Below are 16,184 nucleotides of genomic sequence, written 5' to 3'. Positions count from 1 at the left end.
GCCTGCCCACCATCCTGCAGGTCTGCGGATCGATGGTGGGCACGGCGCAAGCACGCCTTTGCCCACCATACGATTCCGAGGCGCTCGAAGCCTCCAAAATCTCGGCTGTCGTCCCGGCGCAGGCCGGGATCGATGACCACAAGCAGGCGCGGTTACGGGGACTCGGAGTGACCTGCTTCGCGCAACAACTTCATCTTGTGGTTATGGATCCCGGATCTGCGCGCGCCTAGGGGCGCGCTTGTCCGGGACGACGGAATTTGTGGCAGTAGTCGCGCCTCATATCTCGCACCCTCACATCGGCGGCGTGATCCCGTCCCTGCCGACGTTGACGCGGTTGGCTTCCAGCGAGCCGTCCTCCTTCTTCGCCGCGCCGAAGATGATCAGCTTGGCGCCCGGCTTGATCTCGGACCTGTCGCTGGCGACGAAGCTGACGATCGGGGTATCCGGCGGCACCACGACTTTCTTCTCGCCGTCCTTGTATTTCACCGTGATGTTCTGACCGTCGGTGCCCTTCACGGTCTGCGTCACGGTGGCGTTGGTCATGGTCGAGTTGGCGCGCGCGTCCCAGGGCCGAAAACCTTCGGCCGCGCCGCGCTGGTTCTCCGGGAAGATATGCACCGCGATCGCCCTCTGGGTGCCGTCGGGCTCCGGCATGGCGGTGACGCCGATATAGGAGCCTTCCTTGATCTCCGACAGCTCCGTCTTCACCACGGCGAAGACCGCGACGTTGTCGGTCATGCGCACATTCACGTCGCTGCCTTCGCGCGTCTTGATGTCGAGCATGTTGCCGTCGACGTTCGCGATGGTGCCGCGGATGCGCACCGTCGGCGCCTGCTGCGCCGAGACAGAGGAAACAGCGATAAAGGTCGCGAAGGCTGCCGCGACGGCGCGCGGCATCCAGTTGTTCGGCTTCGGCATGATTATCCCCTCCAGGGAGTTGCGACGGTCAAACACGGCAACCCCGTGTGACCGCCGCTATTCCCGGCCGTGACGATCACATCGGCGGCGTGAGGCCGTCGCGCCCGACGTTGACGCGGTTGGTCTCGAACGAGCCGTCCGGCAACTGCTTCATGAAGGCGATCACCTTGGCGCCGGCCTTCAGGTCGGTCTTGTCGCCGGGCACGAAGGTCACCACCGGCGTGTTGTCGGGGACGAACACCTTCTTCTCGCCGTCCTTGTACTTGACCAGCAGCGTATGGCCGTCACTGCCGACCACGCTCTCCGACACCGTGGCGTTGGTCATGCTCGAGTTGGGCTTGAGGTCATAGGGGCGCGAGCCTTCGCCGGTGCCGCGCATGCTCTCCGGAAACACATGCACCTCGACGGCGTTGTCGCCGCCGTCAGGCCCCGGCACCGTGGTGGCGCCGACGAAGGAGCCGGGTTTGATGTCGGCGAGTGAAATTTTGGTAATGCCGGACACGCGCACATCGGATGCGATGTGGAGCTTGACGTCCTCGCCGCTGCGCGACTTGACCTGCAGGATGTCGCCGTTGACGCTCTCGATCGTGCCGCGCACCCGCGTCGGCACCGGCGCCCTCTGCGCGAAGGCATAGAGGGTGGAAGCGGCCACCATCGCGACGGCGATGAGCGGACGTGTGAAAGTTGCACGTTGAACAGGCATGATTGTCTCCGATTGTCCCACTGGGATAGAACTCCGGAGGTGGTGCGCTATTCGCCGTTACCCTCTCAAGACTTTGTGAGATCGGCCTCGACCAATGCGCGCAGCTCGTCCGTGACCCGCGGCCGCCGGCCGAACCACAGCTCGAAGCCGCGCACGGCCTGGTGCAGCAGCATGCCGAGACCGTCGGCGGTCCTGAGGCCGCGTGCCTTTGCTGCGGCGAGCAGCGGCGTCACCAGGGGGACATAGACGAGATCGGCGACGACGGCCGCCTGCGGCAGGCGTGCAACATCAACATCGAGTGAAGGCTGACCGCGCATGCCGAGCGAGGTCGTGTTCACGAGAAGTTTTGCACGCGGCAGCACGTCGTCGATCCCGTCCCACGTAACGGGCTGCACGTTCGGCCCGAACTGCTTCGCCAGCGTCTCGGCCCGCGCGATGGTGCGATTGGCGAGATGGATGCGTTTGATGCCGCGCTCGCGCAGGCCGAACACGACCGCGCGCGCGGAGCCGCCGGCCCCGAGCACCAGCGCCTCCTCGGCCGTGTCCCAGCCGGGCGCGCTGGCATCGAGATTGTTGATGAAGCCCTCGACGTCGGTGTTGGTCGAGCGCAGCTCGCCGTCCTCGAACCACAGCGTGTTGGCGGCGCCGACGGCCTTGGCGCGCGCATCTGGCGTCGACAGCGCCAGCACGCCCTCCTTGTGCGGGATGGTGACGTTGGCGCCGACGAAGCCGCGCAGCGACAGCCGCAGCACGAAATCGCGGAGATCCTCGGGCGGGACGGCCTCGATGACATAGCCGCCGGCGATACCGAGCGTGCGCAGCCAGTAATGATGGATCAGCGGCGAGCGCGAATGCGCGGCGGGCCATCCGATCAGACAGGCTGCGGGAGCCTTGGTCACGGTCATCTTCTCCCCGGATCGTATCGGAGGCGATCCATTTCGCGTCCCGCGGGCTCTGTCAAGCGCGCGGACACGATTCCCGCACTGCGCTTCCGCAAGGCCGTGATGCGGCTCCGGCCTGAGAAGGTGCGCGCCGCCAGGTCGCGGCCATATCATCGGCCGCGGACAGAGCCGCGCCGCCCTTGATGTCGGCGACCGCGCGCGCGATGGTCACGCGATAGCGCGCACGGGGCGGGACGCCATATGGGTGAGCAGCGCGCGGCGGACGGCGGGCGAGGCGCCGGTGATGAACAGCCGGATGCCCCGGCGGTGGGCCTTGGCGGCGACGCGGCCGAGCACGTTGGCCGCCGTCGAATCCAGGAACGGCACCGCGGCGAAATCGACCACCATGCCCTTGCGCTTGTCGGCGATGCCGTCGAGCACGCTTCCGATCGCGGAGGCGGCGCCGAAGAAAAACGCGCCGGTGATGCGATAGACCAGCACGTCGCGATCGACCAGACAGTCTGGATTGCTTCGCTGCGCTCGCAATGACGGAGAGGAGGAGGCTGCGTGAGTCCAACTTTCGCCGTGCGCTCGGACGCAGCCCCTCACCCCACCCTCTCCCCGTAAGAACGGGGAGAGGGTGTGAGAGAGCGTGCTTCCCTCACTGCGCGAGAGACAGACTCACGCCGCGTGCTGATGCGCGGCGATGATCTGGTCGGCGGCGCGGCCGGTGACTTCGGCCATGTGGTCGAACGTACGGGTGAAGCTGCCGGCGCCGGCCGTGGCCGAGCGCAGCTCGACGATCAGCTCGCCGATCTCGGCTTCCGGCATCATGGCGCGGACACAGTCCCAGCCGCTCCAGCCGTCGCGGGTGTCGAAGCCGAGGATCTGGCCGCGCCGCGCCGACAGGATCGCGTTGATCTTGGCGGTGGCATCCGTCGGGCAGACGATCTCGACCACATGGATCGGCTCCAGCAATACCGGCTGGCATTGCTGCAGGCCTTCGTTGAGTCCGACCCGCGCGGCGGTGCGGAAGGCGAGATCGGAGGAATCGACGCTGTGATAGGAGCCATCGGTCAGCGTCACCTGCACGTCGGTGACGGGGAAACCGAGCGGACCGCGCGTGAGCCCGTCGACGACACCTTCTTCCACCGCCGGGATGTAGTTGCGCGGCACCGCGCCGCCCACCACTTTCTCGGCGAATTTGAAGCCGTCGCCACGCGGCAGCGGCTTGATGTCGAGCACGACATCGCCGAACTGGCCGTGGCCGCCGGACTGCTTCTTGTGACGGCCGCGCTGGGTGATCGGCTTGCGGATTGTCTCCTGATAGCCGATCGCGGGCGGCTGCGAGGTGACCTTGACGCCGAAGCGATCGCGCAGGCGTTCGCTGGCGACGCGCAGATGCATCTCGCCCTGGCCCCACAGCACGGTGTCGTGGGTCTTTGCGTTCTGCACGACCATGAGCGAGGGATCCTCCTCATGCAGCCGCGTCAGCGCCTGGCCGAGCTTGACGTCGTCCTTGCGGTCGGTGGCCGCAACCGAGATCGCAAGCACTGCCGATGTCGGTTCTGCCGTAACCAGCGCCTCCGGCTGGGTCTTGCCGCTCGAGACCATGTCGCCGGTCTTGACCGGATCGAGCTTGGCGAGCGCGACCGTGTCGCCGGCTTCCGCCGCGGCACGCTTGGTGTCGTAGGCACCGTTGACGGCGAGGATGCCGGAGATGCGCCCCGCGCCGCCGGAGGAGGATTGCAGCGTGGCACCGTCGTCGAGATGGCCGGCGAGCAGCCGCGTCAGCGACAGCTTTCCGCCATGCTGCGAATGCAGCGTCTTGAAGACGTAGCCAAGCGCGTCCTTGCTCTCCGGTGCGCCGAGACGCTTTGCAGTCTCCTCAACACCCGGCGCCTCGTGGCGCAGCGCCTTCATCAGGCGCAGCACGCCGTTTTCGCGCGCCGCGGCGCCGAGCAGCACCGGGCAGATCAGCCCTTCGCGCAATTCGCGGGCGAGATCGTCGAACACGGCATCGCGCGGCGGCTGGATGTCTTCGAGGAGTTGTTCCATCAGCGCATCGTCGTGGTCGGCGAGCTTCTCTAGCATCGAGAAGCGGGCCTCCTTCTCGCGGTCGAGATCGCCGCCTGCGAGCGCGATCACCTCGGAGGCCTTGTGCTCGCGATAGATGAAAGCGCGCTCCAGCGCGAGATCGACGAAGCCCTCGATCAACTCGTCCTTCCAGATCGGGATCTGGCGCAGCACCAGCGGCACGCGCGAGGCGGGCTGGAGCGTTGCGAGCGTCTCGCGGATGCGCTTGTTGGCGCGGTCGATCTTGTTGAGGAACAGGAAACGCGGAATCTTCAGCTCCTCCAGCTCGCGCAGGATGATCTGAAGCTGGGGCAGCTTCTTCTCGTCGGCTTCGCAGACCACGACCGCGGCATCGACCGCGGGCAACGCGGCGCGCATGTCGTGGGCGAATTCGACGGAACCGGGACAGTCGAGGAAGGTGTAGCTGTCGCCCATGAAACTCGTGGTGGCGGCAGTGAGGCCGACGGTCATCTTGTGATGACGGGCCTCGGGCGTGGCGTCGCCGACGGAAGTTCCGGCATCTACGCTGCCGGCACGCGGGATTGCGCCCGTTCGTGCCAATATCGCTTCAAGAAGTGTGGTTTTACCGCTTTGGAATGGGCCCACCAGCGCAATGCACCGTGGACCTCGGGGACTTCTGACGTCTTGTCCCATTCGCCGCCTCCTTGGTGTGGAGCTCGGCCCATGATTGGGTCGGCAAACGCGGATGCTCTGCCCGTCCCCGAGATTTGGCAAGCGTCAAACGTCGCTGCGGTGCGTCCGTGTGATCGCGCCGGTGGAACGGCGCGATCACACGCATAATTGTTAACGGCCGGGGCGGAGTTCCAGGCTTTCGAGGCCGGCGGCGACGTTGAGTCCGACCTGGCCCTGCACGCTGAGCGGCTGGAGCGCGATCGAATTGTTGGAGCCGCCGACCAGCGCATTGCCACCGATACCGACGCCGACCGAAGCGCTACCCTGCGCGCCGGCATAATTGCCCGAGAGATCGCCGGGGCCGAGCCGGTCGACCGGCGCGAACACGCCCCAGGCCAGCGTCGTCTCCTGGGTGATGCCGATGTCGAGACCGACTTTGCGGATGGTCGCGACATAGCGATCCTCCGGCAAACCGTCGGCACGCAGGACGCAGCCGAGATTGGTCACCGATCCCACGATGAAGCCAACGCTGGCACCGCCGCGGCATTCGAGCACGCCAACCCGGACCATCCGCTGCTGCTGAGCGTCGCTGTTTGCGACGGAGACAACGAGGCTGGCGGCAGTGAGCCCGGCGAAGATGAACGAACGGCGCATGAATGTCTCCGGCGATGAATGTGATGCGAGCAGAGAGTCGCGCCTGCAAGCGAGGCGCGACGTTCTATGCCACAAGAGTCGTAGTGGTGCCAGATCACGCGTGACGATAAGCGTGCAAACAATAAAAAGGCCCACCAGAGGCGGGCCTTTTCGATAGGTATTTGCGACAGGCTCAGCGGAGATTGCCGCAGAAGCGCTGGATGCGCTTGCAGGCGTCTTCGAGGTCCGAGGTCTTGGTCGCGTAGGAGATGCGGAACGCCGGGCCGAGGCCGAAGGCCGAACCCTGCACCACGGCGACGCCTTCGGTCTCCAGCAGCTCGGTGACGAACTGCTCGTCGTTGGAGATCACGTTGCCCGACGGCGCTTTCTTGCCGATCGTGCCGGCGCAGGACGGATAGACGTAGAACGCACCCTCGGGGCGCGGGCACTCGATGCCGTTCGCCTGGTTGAGCATGGAGACGACGAGGTCGCGGCGCTCCTTGAACACCTTGTTGTTGGCGGGGATGAAGTCCTGCGGACCGTTCAGCGCCTCCACCGAGGCCCACTGCGCGATCGAGCACGGGTTCGAGGTCGACTGCGACTGGATGGTCGCCATCGCCTTGATGAGCTGGGCAGGGCCGCCAGCATAGCCGATGCGCCAGCCGGTCATGCAATAGGCCTTCGACACGCCGTTCACGGTGAGCGTGCGGTCGTAGAGGCTGGGCTCGACCTGCGCGACCGTGGTGAACTGGAAGTCGTCATAGACGAGGTGCTCGTACATGTCGTCGGTCATCACCCACACATGCGGGTGCTTGACCAGCACGTCGGTGAGCGCCTTCAGCTCGGCCCTGGTGTAGGCAGCGCCGGTCGGGTTCGACGGCGAGCACAGGATCACCCATTTGGTCTTCGGCGTGATCGCGCGCTCGAGCGCTTCCGCCCCGAGCTTGAAGCCGGTCGCCGCGGTGCAGACCACCGGCACCGGCTCGCCGCCGGCGAGCGCCACCATCTCGGGATAGCTGACCCAGTACGGCGCCGGGATGATCACCTCGTCGCCAGGATTGATGGTCGCCATCAGCGCGTTGTAGAGCACCTGCTTGCCGCCGGTGCCGACGATGACCTGGTTCGGCTTGTAGACGACGCCGTTCTCGCGCTGAAACTTCGCGATGATGGCTTCCTTCAGCTCGGGGATGCCGTCGACCGCGGTGTACTTGGTCTTGCCGGCTTCGATGGCGTGGATCGCCGCCAGCTTGATGTTGGCGGGCGTGTCGAAGTCGGGCTCGCCGGCACCTAAGCCGATGACGTTGCGGCCCGCCGCTTTCAGCGCGCGTGCTTTATCCGTGACCGCGATGGTCGCGGACGGCTTCACACGGTCGAGCGCAGCGGCAAGGAAGGACATCGTCATCTCCTGACAAGCGTCGTGACCCATAGGTCGTCACGACTCTGATTGTGGGAATGAAGCCACCCTAAAACGTGTGCCGCTGCGCCGCAAGAAGCTTCGGCCCGATCTCGAAAAAGTTTACGGATTCCGGCGTTTCGAGGCGGGATTTCCCGCAATATTCCGTAACTTTGCCGTCCGAATCCCTCATATCCGGCAAGGCCTGTCCTCGGAGCAATTTTGCGTGTTTGCCGTCGCCAAACCAGACCGTCGTCATGCCCAGGCTTGGTCGTCCGAAGGACGGCGTCGCTTTCGCTCGCCTATGTCCCGGGCATCCACGTTCTTTCTGCCGTGCGGCGAGGCGTGGATGGCCGGGACAAGCCCGGCCATCACGATGTGGAAGCATGGTGCCCTGAACCGATCGCCCCTCTCGCGGAGCAACGCATCCACACGTTGACGCAAGCGTGATCTGATTTGCATCGTCGCGTGGAAATGATCTTCCGTGGCGTTGCAGTGCGGTAGGGTTTTCGAGTTTTTCTATTGGCTGGCTCTTGCGGCGGATTCGCATCGGCATCATTGTTTAGCCGCGTTGCGGGGCAACAAGCGCCGCGCCTTCCCGTCCTCGGTTTAGAACTCCCAGAATGTACAAGCTCTATTCGATGCAACGCTCCGGCAACAGCTACAAGGTCCGCCTTGCGCTGGCGCTGTTGAACTTGCCTTACGAAGCGGTCGAGGTGGACATTCTGCGCGGCGAGAGCCGGACGCCGGACTTTCTGTCCAAGAACCCGTCAGGCCAGGTGCCGCTTCTCGAGGTCGACGGCAACCGTTATCTCGCCGAGTCCAACGCCATCCTCTGGTACGTCGCCGTCGGCACGCCGCTCGCGCCGGAGAACCGCATCGATCGCGCCGAGGCGCTGCAATGGATGTTCTTCGAGCAGCACGCGCTCGAGCCGAACATCGGCGCCGCCTATTTCTGGCTGTCGCTGGTCAAGGGCGGCCGCGACCTCCAGACCCATTCGCTGGAGGACTGGATGGAACGCGGCTATGGCGCGCTCCAGGTGATGGAGAACCATCTCAAGACCAACGCCTATTTTGCCGCGCGCCAGCTCACGGTCGCCGACATCGCGCTGTACGGATACACCCATCTCGCCGACCGCTGCGATTTCGACCTTTCGACCTTCCCGGCGATCCGGGACTGGCTGAAGCGCGTCGAGGCCGCGCCCGGCTTCGTCGCGATGGACTGGCGGCCGGCCGACATCGACGACCCCGCCAGCATCGCCGCCAGCGCCTGATGGCGCGGGCCCGGGCGAATAGCGGGCATAAGGGTCGTCTTTGCCGCAATACCGCCATTTTCGTTGCGGCAGCCGCCGCAATATTGCCGGTTGAAACTGGGAAATTCTGGAAAGTCGCGGGTGATTCGCTCGCACGTTGAAGGATTTAGACCCATGATTCGGGCGTCCGGCACGGCAGGCTTTCAGGGCCAACCCGCTACCGTTTCGTCTTCCCGGCTGACCAACGCGGTCGCGGCCTCGCTCGCCGTCGCCGCGCTCTCGCTGTGCCTGATCGTCACCCTGACGGTGCTGTCGACCAAGGCGACCATGGCGATGGGCCTGCCGGTCTGATTCCCGTTTCATCCTGGACCAGCCTTCAGGGCGCCGCGTGACCCGCGCCGACCGGCATCGCGACAGGACGTCGATGAAGTCACCTGTGGTAGTCGTTGCAATCACCCTGACTGCGGCCATCCTGGTCGCGGCCTCGCTGTTGATTTTCACCGGCATGCGCAAGAGCTCGGGCACCTCGACGCTGAATGCGCCCGCGTCGCAGCAACGCGTCAGGCACGCGCACTTGGTCTAAAATCATCCGAAAGCTTTGCGCACCGCCGCAAGCCGCCCTTAAGCACTTCGCACGAATTCGCACCGCACCGGTGCAACCATCAGTCACTGTTGCCGCCTTACCTCGTTCAGGGAGGAACGAGACAGGCCCATGCGATACGGATGGCGTGCGATCTGTGGTCCGGTGCTGACAGCGGCGACCCTGCTGCTGGCGATCCTTTTCGATCGCGCCATCCCCTCGCCCGCACCGCTGCTCGTCTGCATCGTGGCGCTTGCGGGCGCGCTGTCGGGTTTCGCCTCCGCCATCACCAGCGCAGCCCTCGCCGTGACCGGCACGGTGCTGCTCCTGTTCTTCCACCGCGCCATGCCCTTGGCGACCGCGGATCTGGCGCAGCTCGGCCTCCTCGCGGTGACGACCGCCGGCACTGCCGCGATCAGCGGCCTGATGCGCGAACGGCTGCTCGGCACCTTTGCCGCCGAGCGCCAGAGCCACGCCACCGCCGCGCGGCTGTCGGCCGCGCTCGACCAGGTCGATATCGGCATCGTGCTGCTGGATGCCGAGACGCGCGCCGAATTCATCAACTGCGCGTTCCGCGATTATTTTGCGGTGCCGGACGACATCGCCGACGGCAAGCCGCCCTTCGTCGCGCTGATGTATCACGGCCGCGACACCGGCGCGTTCGAGCTGCCGGAGGACGAGCTCGCCACCTTCATCGCGCAGCGCATGGAGATGGTGCGCATCGGCGATGCCACGCCGATCAACATCGCCTTGCGCAGTGGCGAGGTGCTGCGCTTCGTCTGCGCCGCGCTGCCCGATGGCGGGCGCATGCTGAGCTACACCCCGGTAACCGACCTCGTGCGCCACACCGATGCGCCCTCGCGCGCCGACTATTACCGTTCGCTGCGTGACCCCACCGGCCGCAGGCTGATCCGGCACCTGCGCGCCGCGGAATAGCGTCACAGCACGATTGATCGACGCGCCCTTCATCACGTATGAAGGTTGCTTCATCGATCGCGGAATTTCCAGATGTCGCTCACCGTTCGCTCCGTCACCAAGCAGGACTACGATCAATGGCTGCCGCTGTGGGACGGCTACAACGCCTTCTACGGCCGCTCGGGCCCGACCGCGCTCGCGCCCGAGATCACGCGGATGACGTGGCAGCGCTTCTTCGACGCCTATGAACCCGTGCATGCGCTGGTCGCCGAAAGCGACGGCCGGCTGCTCGGGCTGACGCACTACCTGTTCCATCGCAGCACCACCGCGATCGAGCCGTCCTGCTATTTGCAGGATCTGTTCACGCTGGAGGCCGCGCGCGGCAAGGGCGTCGCCTCGGCGCTGATCCATGGCGTGTACGAGCGGGCGAAACTGGCGGGATCGCCGCGGGTCTACTGGCAGACGCACGAGACCAACGTCACGGCGCAGCGCCTGTACGACAAGGTCGCGGAGCGGTCCGGCTTCATCGTCTATCGCAAGCTGTTCTAATCCCGCGCGCAGCCTGTGGATAACTCCCGCTGTCACCTACGCGTTACATAGCGGGACTAGGCTCCACCTGCGTCTGATCAGGCCCCCCGTCACCGATCAAGCGCCCCAAAGCGGTCCCCGTCAGTCGCCGCGTCTGACAGGGGCCGCATTTTTTTGTCCGCTCTGCCGGCATGGCAGCAGCGCGGCGAGCAGCTTGCTGGCGCGGTGCACCGCGGTCACAATGTGCTGCTGCTCGTCTCACAGGATCTCCCATGGAAATTCGCAATCTCGGCGCCTCCGGCCTTCGCGTGTCTGCGGTCGGGCTCGGCTGCAACAATTTCGGCCAGCGCACCGACCTCGAGACCTCGCGCAAGGTGATCCATCGCGCGCTCGATCTCGGCATCACGCTGTTCGACACCGCCGACATCTATTCGAACATGGGCGGCTCGGAAAACGTGCTCGGCACTGTGCTGGGCGATCGCCGCAAGGACATCGTGCTGGCGACGAAATATTCCAAGCCGATGGCGGAGGACGGAACCAAGCAGGGCGCCTCGCGCCGCTACATCATGGCCGCCGTGGAAGCGAGCCTGAAGCGGCTGAAGACCGACTACATCGATCTCTACCAGCAGCACGACTATGACCCGCTGACGCCGATCGAGGAGAGCCTGCGCGCGCTCGACGATCTCGTCCGGCAGGGCAAGGTCCGCTACATCGGCAATTCGAACTTTCCGGCCTGGCGGATCGCCGAGGCCGAGTACGTCGCACGCGCGATGAATGTCAGCCGCTTCGTCTCCTGCCAGGACGAATATTCCCTGGTGGTGCGCGACATCGAGAAGGACTTGCTGCCGGCAGCAACGGAATACAAGCTCGGCCTGTTGCCGTTCTTCCCGCTCGCCAGCGGACTTCTGACCGGAAAGTACCGGAAGGGCGAGAGCGCGCCTGACGACACCCGCTTCGGCAAGGTGCCGCGGCTGCGCGACCGCTACGTCACTCCGCGCAACGAGGACATCGTCGAGAAGCTCCAGGCCTTCGCCAAGGCGCGCGGCCACAGCATGCTCGAGCTTGCCTTCTCCTGGCTCGCCGCGCGCCCGCAGGTGTCGAGCGTGATCGCCGGCGCCACCCGCGTCGAGCAGATCGAGGAAAACGTCAAGGCGATCGCGTGGAAGCTCAGCACTGATGATCTTGCCGGGATCGACAAGATCACATTGGGCTGATGTTTTGAAACGCGGCGCTATTTCGCGCCGCGCCCCACCGTCTGCATCACTTCGAAGCCTTCGAATTGCGGATGGCCGAGATAAAGCGGCTTGTTGTCGCCGGCCTTGTGATGCGCGGCCCGAAAAGCCTCCGACTTGGTCCACGCCTCGAACGCCGCGTGGTTCGCCCACACGGTGTGCGAGGCATACAGCGTGTGGTCCTCGAGCTCGGGGCCGCGCAGCAGATGGAATTCGACGAAGCCCGGCACCTTGTCCAGATGCGTGTCGCGCGAGAGCCAGACCTGCTCGAAGGCGGCCTCGGAGCCCTTGGCGACGCGGAAGCGGTTCATGGCGATGTACATGGGTGGTCTCTCCTGATGCTCAGGCGATTATCTCGTCATTCCGGGATGCGCCGCAAGGCGCAGGCCCGGAATCCATAACCCCGATCGGGAGTATGGATTCCGGGCTCGCGCCAAGAGGCGCGCCCCGGAATGACGGCGTTTGTGGATTAGGCCACCAATCCCTTCATCGGCCTTGCGCTTGCGCTGTCCGGGAACACCGTCTCGGCCAGCACGCGATCGGACAGGCCAAACTGGCCTTGCAGCACGCCCTTGATCACGGAGCGCAAGTCCGTGGTGGGCTTGAGGTCGCGGGCCTCATAGAGGTTGGCGGGCTTGAGGCCCGGCCAGTCGGAGATGACGCGGCCGCCCTTCACCGCGCCGCCGGCGAGCAGCGCGATGGTGGCGGTGCCGTGATCGGTGCCGTCGGTGCCGTTGATGCGCGCGGTGCGGCCGAATTCGGTTGCGACGACGACGACGGTGTCGCGCCAGCGCTCGCCGAGGCCGCCCTCGAATTCGGCGAGCGCGCCGTCGAGCCCGCCGAGCAGGAAGGCGAGACGCCCGACCGGGCCGCCTTCATTGGCGTGCGTATCCCAGCCGTCGAAGGCGAGCGCGGCGATGCGCGGGCCGTCGTCGGCCGCCATCAGCTTGGCTGCGCCGCGCGCGACCTGGCGCATCTGCGCGACCTGATTGCCGCCCTTCGGCTTCATGTCGTCGCCGCTTGCGGCCTTCTCCAACTGGAGGCCCTGCGAGAGGGCCATCGCCAGCGCGGGATCGCGGTGGCGATAGAGATCGACGAGCCGCATCGCGGTGTCGTCGTCGGCCTGCGGCAGCGCCACCGGCGCCCAGCCGACGGTCGGCGCATTGCCGCGCAGCACCAGCGGCGTGGTCGGCCCGACCGCAAGGCCGCTCGACACGCGCTCGCCGCGCGGCAGCGCTTCCAGCGCGCGGTTGAGCCAGCCGGACTGCACCCGGCCGGGGCCGGCATAACCGCTTTCGAGCACGTCCTGGCCGTCGAAATGCGAACGGTCGCGATAGGGTGTCGCCACCGCGTGGATCACTGCGGCATGCATGTCGCGATACATGCGCGCGAACTCCGGCATAGCCGGATGCAGCGCGAAGAAGGAATCGAGCATGATCGCGGGATGCGCGCCGTCCGCCGCGAGCGCGATCGATCCGTGCAGGCCGGCATAATCGGGGTCACCGACCGGCGCGACGGTCGAGAGCCCGTCGAGCGCACCGCGCAGGATCACCACGATCAGCCTGGGATCGCGACCGTCGGCCGCGCGGGCGAATTTCGGCAAATAGGCCCAGGCCGCGAAGGAGGCACCGCCGAGCAGAAGACCGCGGCGCGAGGTGAGGAGCCGGTTCTCGACGCAGTCGATCATCATCATCTCCTCTGCATTTCCGGCGACATCAGCAGCAGCGCCAGCGCCTGCTGGCGCGATTCCGCGCGCTCGATGGTCCGCCGCGTTTCGATCGACGCCGCGTCTGCCGCTGCGAATTCCAGCAGGTCGAGCGGGTCGATGTTGTTGCCGAGCCGCGCGCCCATCTGCGCGGCGATGTCGAGCCGCAGCTTCATGCCTTCGGGCGCGGCCCAGGCCGCAACGGTGTCCGGGAAACCGTTGGGACCGGACGGCGACCACAGCGGCTGGCCGAGCAGATTGAGACCGTTCAGATAGGCGCCGGGATCCTCCGGCACGCGCGCGAGCAGCCGGCCGCTCGCGACCAGGAAATCGTAAGGGCTGCGCATCTTGGTCAGCGGCGCCTTCCAGGCCTCGTCAGAATCGACCAACGCGGTCGCCATGGCCTTGAGATCACCATCGGTCTTGACGAAGACGTCGCGCAGGCGCGCGACCAATGCCTGGGGCGGATCGTCGGCGACGAAATGACGAACGAGCTTGGTCGCGATGAAATTCGCGGTCGACGGATGCCGGGCGATGTCGGCGAGCGCCGCCTCGCCCTGCGCCAGCCCCGTCGGCTCGTAGGTCTTGCCGAGCAGCACTTGCGGCCCCGGCTGGTGCGCGTTGACGTTGAAGGCGAAGGAGCCGGGTGTGCCGAGCCCGCCTTGCCGTCCGGCAAAGGTCCAGCCCGTGATGATGCGCGCGAGCGAGGTGACGTCCTCCTGCGTGTAGCCGCCGCCGACGCCGAGCGTATGCAGCTCCATGATCTCGCGCGCGAGATTTTCGTTGAGCCCGCGCTTGCGGTTCTGCCCCGCCCGCGAGTCCGGCCCGAGCGATTGCTGGTTGTCGAGGAAGAACAGCATCGCCGGATGCTGCTCGACCGCCTTGAGCATGTCGGCGAAGCGTCCAAGCACGTGCGGCCGGATCGCCTCGCGCTCGAACGCGCCGGCCCAGATTCGCGCCAGCTCGCCCTTGCTCGCGGAGATGCAGAAATGGTTGGACCAGAACACGACCAGCCGCTCGGTGAAGCCGCACTCGACCAGCGTGGCACGCTGCAAGCGCGCCAGCGCTTCGGCACGAAAGGTTTTCTGGATCACGTTGAGCGGCTGCGGTGCAGGTTTTGCGGCGGGCGGCGCGGCCATGTTCGGCTGCATGGTCTCGGGCTTTGCCGCAGCGTCGGCCGGCTTGGCTTCGGCCATCTGGCCGGCGATCTCGGTCGCAGCCGTGTTCAGCGAGAGATTGCGGCGCGGCCCGGGCTTCTGATCAGCCGGCGCCTGCAGTGGCGGCGCTTCGGGCGGCGTGCCGGCCTTGGCGGCGGCCTCGCGTGCCTGCTTGACCTCGTCCTGATAGGCGAACACGGCCTGGCCGAGTTGCGGCGTCGATAGCAGGCCGGGCGCCTCCAGCAGCACGCCGTTGGGACGCGCCAGTTCCGCCTTCACGAAACCGCGCGGATCGGACGCCGCGTTGATCAGATCGCCGGATGCCCCGCCGCGGGCGCCGAAGCCGAAGCGGTTGAGCGCGACGAGGGCGGCTTGCGAATCGCGGGCCATCGATTTGTCCTTCGCGGATTGCCAACCGCTTTCCTGGTCTGTGCGCGGCGGATAATATACCGCAGCCGGAGATGAACCCGACATGAAAATGACGGCACAGCTTTTGCGCAAATCATGACAATTCCGAAAGAATCCTCAATGCAGGAACCGCGCCGTCTCACCTGCTCCCGCTGCGGCACCGAGTTCGGCTGCGACCTCTCGGGCACCTGCTGGTGCGCGGAGGAAACCGCGCGACTGCCGATGCCGGTCAAGGGAGAGGATTGCTTGTGCCGGGACTGTCTGCGCAAGGCGGCGGCGCGTAGCCCGGATGGAGCGCAAGCGTAATCCGGGCTACGGCAGTATCGTAGGGTGGGCAAAGCGAAGCGTGCCCACCATTTTCATTGCGCGTGTGGGGAGATGGTGGGCACGGCGCTTTGCGCCTTTGCCCACCCTACGAAGCGACAAAACTTACACCGCATGCCCCGGCGATGTCCGCGCCATGCCGTCGAACGCGTCGAGCAGCTTCTCGCGCCAAGCGTAGACCGGATCATCCGCCTCCAGCAGCTTGAACGGGCTCGTCACGCGCGCCCACTGAAAACCGCCGAACACGATGTAGTCGGCATAGTTCGGCGCGCCGCCGCCGATGAAGGGCTGCTTCTTCAACGTTTGCCGCATCATCTCCAACGATTTGCGGAAGGCGACCACGCCGGCATCGCGGCTGGCCATGATCTCTTCCAGAGTCTTGCCGCCAAAGCGCGCTTCGCGCGATTGGCGGAAATAGGCGGCATCGACGTCGGCGAGATTCTTCGGGATGTCGGCGACGATCAGCGGAAAGATGCCGCCGACGATGGCGATGTCGCCGAAGGCGTTGATCATGCGCGCCATTGCGCGGCCGCCCTCGCCGCCGAACAGCGACGGGCGATCCGGAAACCTGTCTTCGAGATAGTTCGCGATCGTCCAGGAATCGACGACGGGCTTGTCATCATGCAGGAGCACCGGGACCTTCTCCGAGCCGTGCGGCGCGATCGCGCTCTTCTCGGTGAAGCGCCAGGGCAGTGATTCCGCCGCCAGCCCCTTGTGCGCCAGCGCCATCCGCGTGCGCCAGCAATACGGGCTGAAGGGACGCGAGGCGTCGGTGCCGACGAGTTCGAACAGTTTGAGCGACATGGCCGGTGCTCCGTGATTGCGAACGCAGCGAAGCAATCCAG

Annotated in this window: 18 protein-coding genes and 1 pseudogene; 7 read left to right on the top strand and 12 right to left on the bottom strand. The window is 66.0% G+C overall.

From position 1 onward, the window contains the following. Positions 1-291: 291 nt before the first annotated feature. The 8 genes and pseudogenes from AAFG50_RS06880 to AAFG50_RS06845 all read right to left on the bottom strand — a co-directional run bounded on the left by AAFG50_RS06880 (position 292) and on the right by AAFG50_RS06845 (position 7,496). On the bottom strand, positions 292-897 hold the full coding sequence (locus tag AAFG50_RS06880; RefSeq protein WP_162185899.1) for a hypothetical protein: 606 nt from the start codon (positions 895-897) through the stop codon (positions 292-294). 97 nt (positions 898-994) lie between these two features. Next, a complete protein-coding gene (locus AAFG50_RS06875) occupies positions 995-1,621 on the bottom strand; it encodes a hypothetical protein (RefSeq protein WP_028174699.1) in 627 nt (208 codons plus the stop codon). A 65-nt stretch (positions 1,622-1,686) separates the two neighbouring features. Further along, positions 1,687-2,526 (bottom strand): shikimate dehydrogenase, encoded by an 840-nt coding sequence (locus AAFG50_RS06870; RefSeq protein WP_039187079.1) that lies wholly within the window; start codon positions 2,524-2,526, stop codon positions 1,687-1,689. 160 nt (positions 2,527-2,686) lie between these two features. Then, positions 2,687-3,015: pseudogene (locus AAFG50_RS06865) on the bottom strand (sodium-independent anion transporter); the annotation flags it as partial. A gap of 168 nt (positions 3,016-3,183) precedes the next feature. After that, positions 3,184-5,232: an elongation factor G gene (locus AAFG50_RS06860; RefSeq protein WP_028174696.1), complete on the bottom strand. Its 2,049-nt coding sequence runs from the start codon at positions 5,230-5,232 to the stop codon at positions 3,184-3,186. A gap of 150 nt (positions 5,233-5,382) precedes the next feature. After that, positions 5,383-5,865, bottom strand: a complete 483-nt coding sequence (locus AAFG50_RS06855) for a DUF992 domain-containing protein (RefSeq protein ID WP_028174695.1) — start codon at positions 5,863-5,865, stop codon at positions 5,383-5,385. A 172-nt stretch (positions 5,866-6,037) separates the two neighbouring features. Beyond that, on the bottom strand, positions 6,038-7,240 hold the full coding sequence (locus tag AAFG50_RS06850) for a pyridoxal phosphate-dependent aminotransferase (protein ID WP_028174694.1): 1,203 nt from the start codon (positions 7,238-7,240) through the stop codon (positions 6,038-6,040). Positions 7,241-7,307: 67 nt separating this feature from the next. Then, on the bottom strand, positions 7,308-7,496 hold the full coding sequence (locus AAFG50_RS06845) for a hypothetical protein (RefSeq protein WP_028174693.1): 189 nt from the start codon (positions 7,494-7,496) through the stop codon (positions 7,308-7,310). A gap of 364 nt (positions 7,497-7,860) precedes the next feature. On the opposite strand from AAFG50_RS06845, the gene AAFG50_RS06840 reads away from it, so the two are divergent. The 6 genes from AAFG50_RS06840 (at position 7,861) to AAFG50_RS06815 (ending at position 11,727) form a co-directional block, all read left to right on the top strand. Then, positions 7,861-8,511 carry a glutathione S-transferase family protein gene (locus tag AAFG50_RS06840; protein WP_011090153.1) on the top strand — a complete coding sequence of 217 codons (651 nt, stop codon included), beginning with the start codon at positions 7,861-7,863 and terminating at the stop codon, positions 8,509-8,511. A gap of 153 nt (positions 8,512-8,664) precedes the next feature. Beyond that, complete coding sequence (locus tag AAFG50_RS06835; RefSeq protein ID WP_007596747.1) at positions 8,665-8,841, top strand: hypothetical protein; 177 nt, start codon at positions 8,665-8,667, stop codon at positions 8,839-8,841. A 37-nt stretch (positions 8,842-8,878) separates the two neighbouring features. Beyond that, a complete protein-coding gene (locus AAFG50_RS06830) occupies positions 8,879-9,073 on the top strand; it encodes a hypothetical protein (RefSeq protein WP_074077493.1) in 195 nt (64 codons plus the stop codon). A gap of 129 nt (positions 9,074-9,202) precedes the next feature. Then, positions 9,203-10,006 (top strand): PAS-domain containing protein, encoded by an 804-nt coding sequence (locus tag AAFG50_RS06825; protein WP_028174692.1) that lies wholly within the window; start codon positions 9,203-9,205, stop codon positions 10,004-10,006. Between the two features lie 72 nt (positions 10,007-10,078). Further along, entirely contained in the window at positions 10,079-10,534 is a 456-nt protein-coding gene (locus tag AAFG50_RS06820) for a GNAT family N-acetyltransferase (protein ID WP_027548413.1), read from the top strand. A 251-nt stretch (positions 10,535-10,785) separates the two neighbouring features. Beyond that, complete coding sequence (locus AAFG50_RS06815) at positions 10,786-11,727, top strand: aldo/keto reductase (protein ID WP_028174691.1); 942 nt, start codon at positions 10,786-10,788, stop codon at positions 11,725-11,727. Positions 11,728-11,744: 17 nt separating this feature from the next. Here the strand turns inward: AAFG50_RS06815 and AAFG50_RS06810 are convergent, their stop codons facing one another. From AAFG50_RS06810 to AAFG50_RS06800, 3 genes are all read right to left on the bottom strand, one after another. Next, positions 11,745-12,068: an antibiotic biosynthesis monooxygenase gene (locus tag AAFG50_RS06810; RefSeq protein ID WP_008544592.1), complete on the bottom strand. Its 324-nt coding sequence runs from the start codon at positions 12,066-12,068 to the stop codon at positions 11,745-11,747. 146 nt (positions 12,069-12,214) lie between these two features. Further along, positions 12,215-13,432, bottom strand: a complete 1,218-nt coding sequence (locus AAFG50_RS06805; protein ID WP_039187316.1) for a DUF1501 domain-containing protein — start codon at positions 13,430-13,432, stop codon at positions 12,215-12,217. A 2-nt stretch (positions 13,433-13,434) separates the two neighbouring features. Continuing rightward, positions 13,435-14,997, bottom strand: coding sequence for a DUF1800 family protein (locus AAFG50_RS06800; RefSeq protein WP_028174689.1), 1,563 nt, complete (start codon positions 14,995-14,997; stop codon positions 13,435-13,437). A 114-nt stretch (positions 14,998-15,111) separates the two neighbouring features. Between AAFG50_RS06800 and AAFG50_RS06795 the strand changes: the two genes are divergently transcribed. After that, complete coding sequence (locus AAFG50_RS06795; protein ID WP_053815149.1) at positions 15,112-15,321, top strand: cysteine-rich CWC family protein; 210 nt, start codon at positions 15,112-15,114, stop codon at positions 15,319-15,321. Positions 15,322-15,444: 123 nt separating this feature from the next. Here AAFG50_RS06795 and AAFG50_RS06790 read toward each other — a convergent pair whose 3' ends face one another. Beyond that, positions 15,445-16,143, bottom strand: coding sequence for a glutathione S-transferase family protein (locus AAFG50_RS06790; protein ID WP_028174688.1), 699 nt, complete (start codon positions 16,141-16,143; stop codon positions 15,445-15,447). Between the last annotated feature and the right edge of the window lie 41 nt (positions 16,144-16,184).

It is taken from the genome of Bradyrhizobium sp. B039 (assembly GCF_038965675.1).
Lineage (GTDB): Bacteria > Pseudomonadota > Alphaproteobacteria > Rhizobiales > Xanthobacteraceae > Bradyrhizobium > Bradyrhizobium diazoefficiens.
The sequence above is the reverse complement of the archived record's forward strand: the minus strand, read 5'-3'. Positions and strand labels throughout refer to the sequence as shown.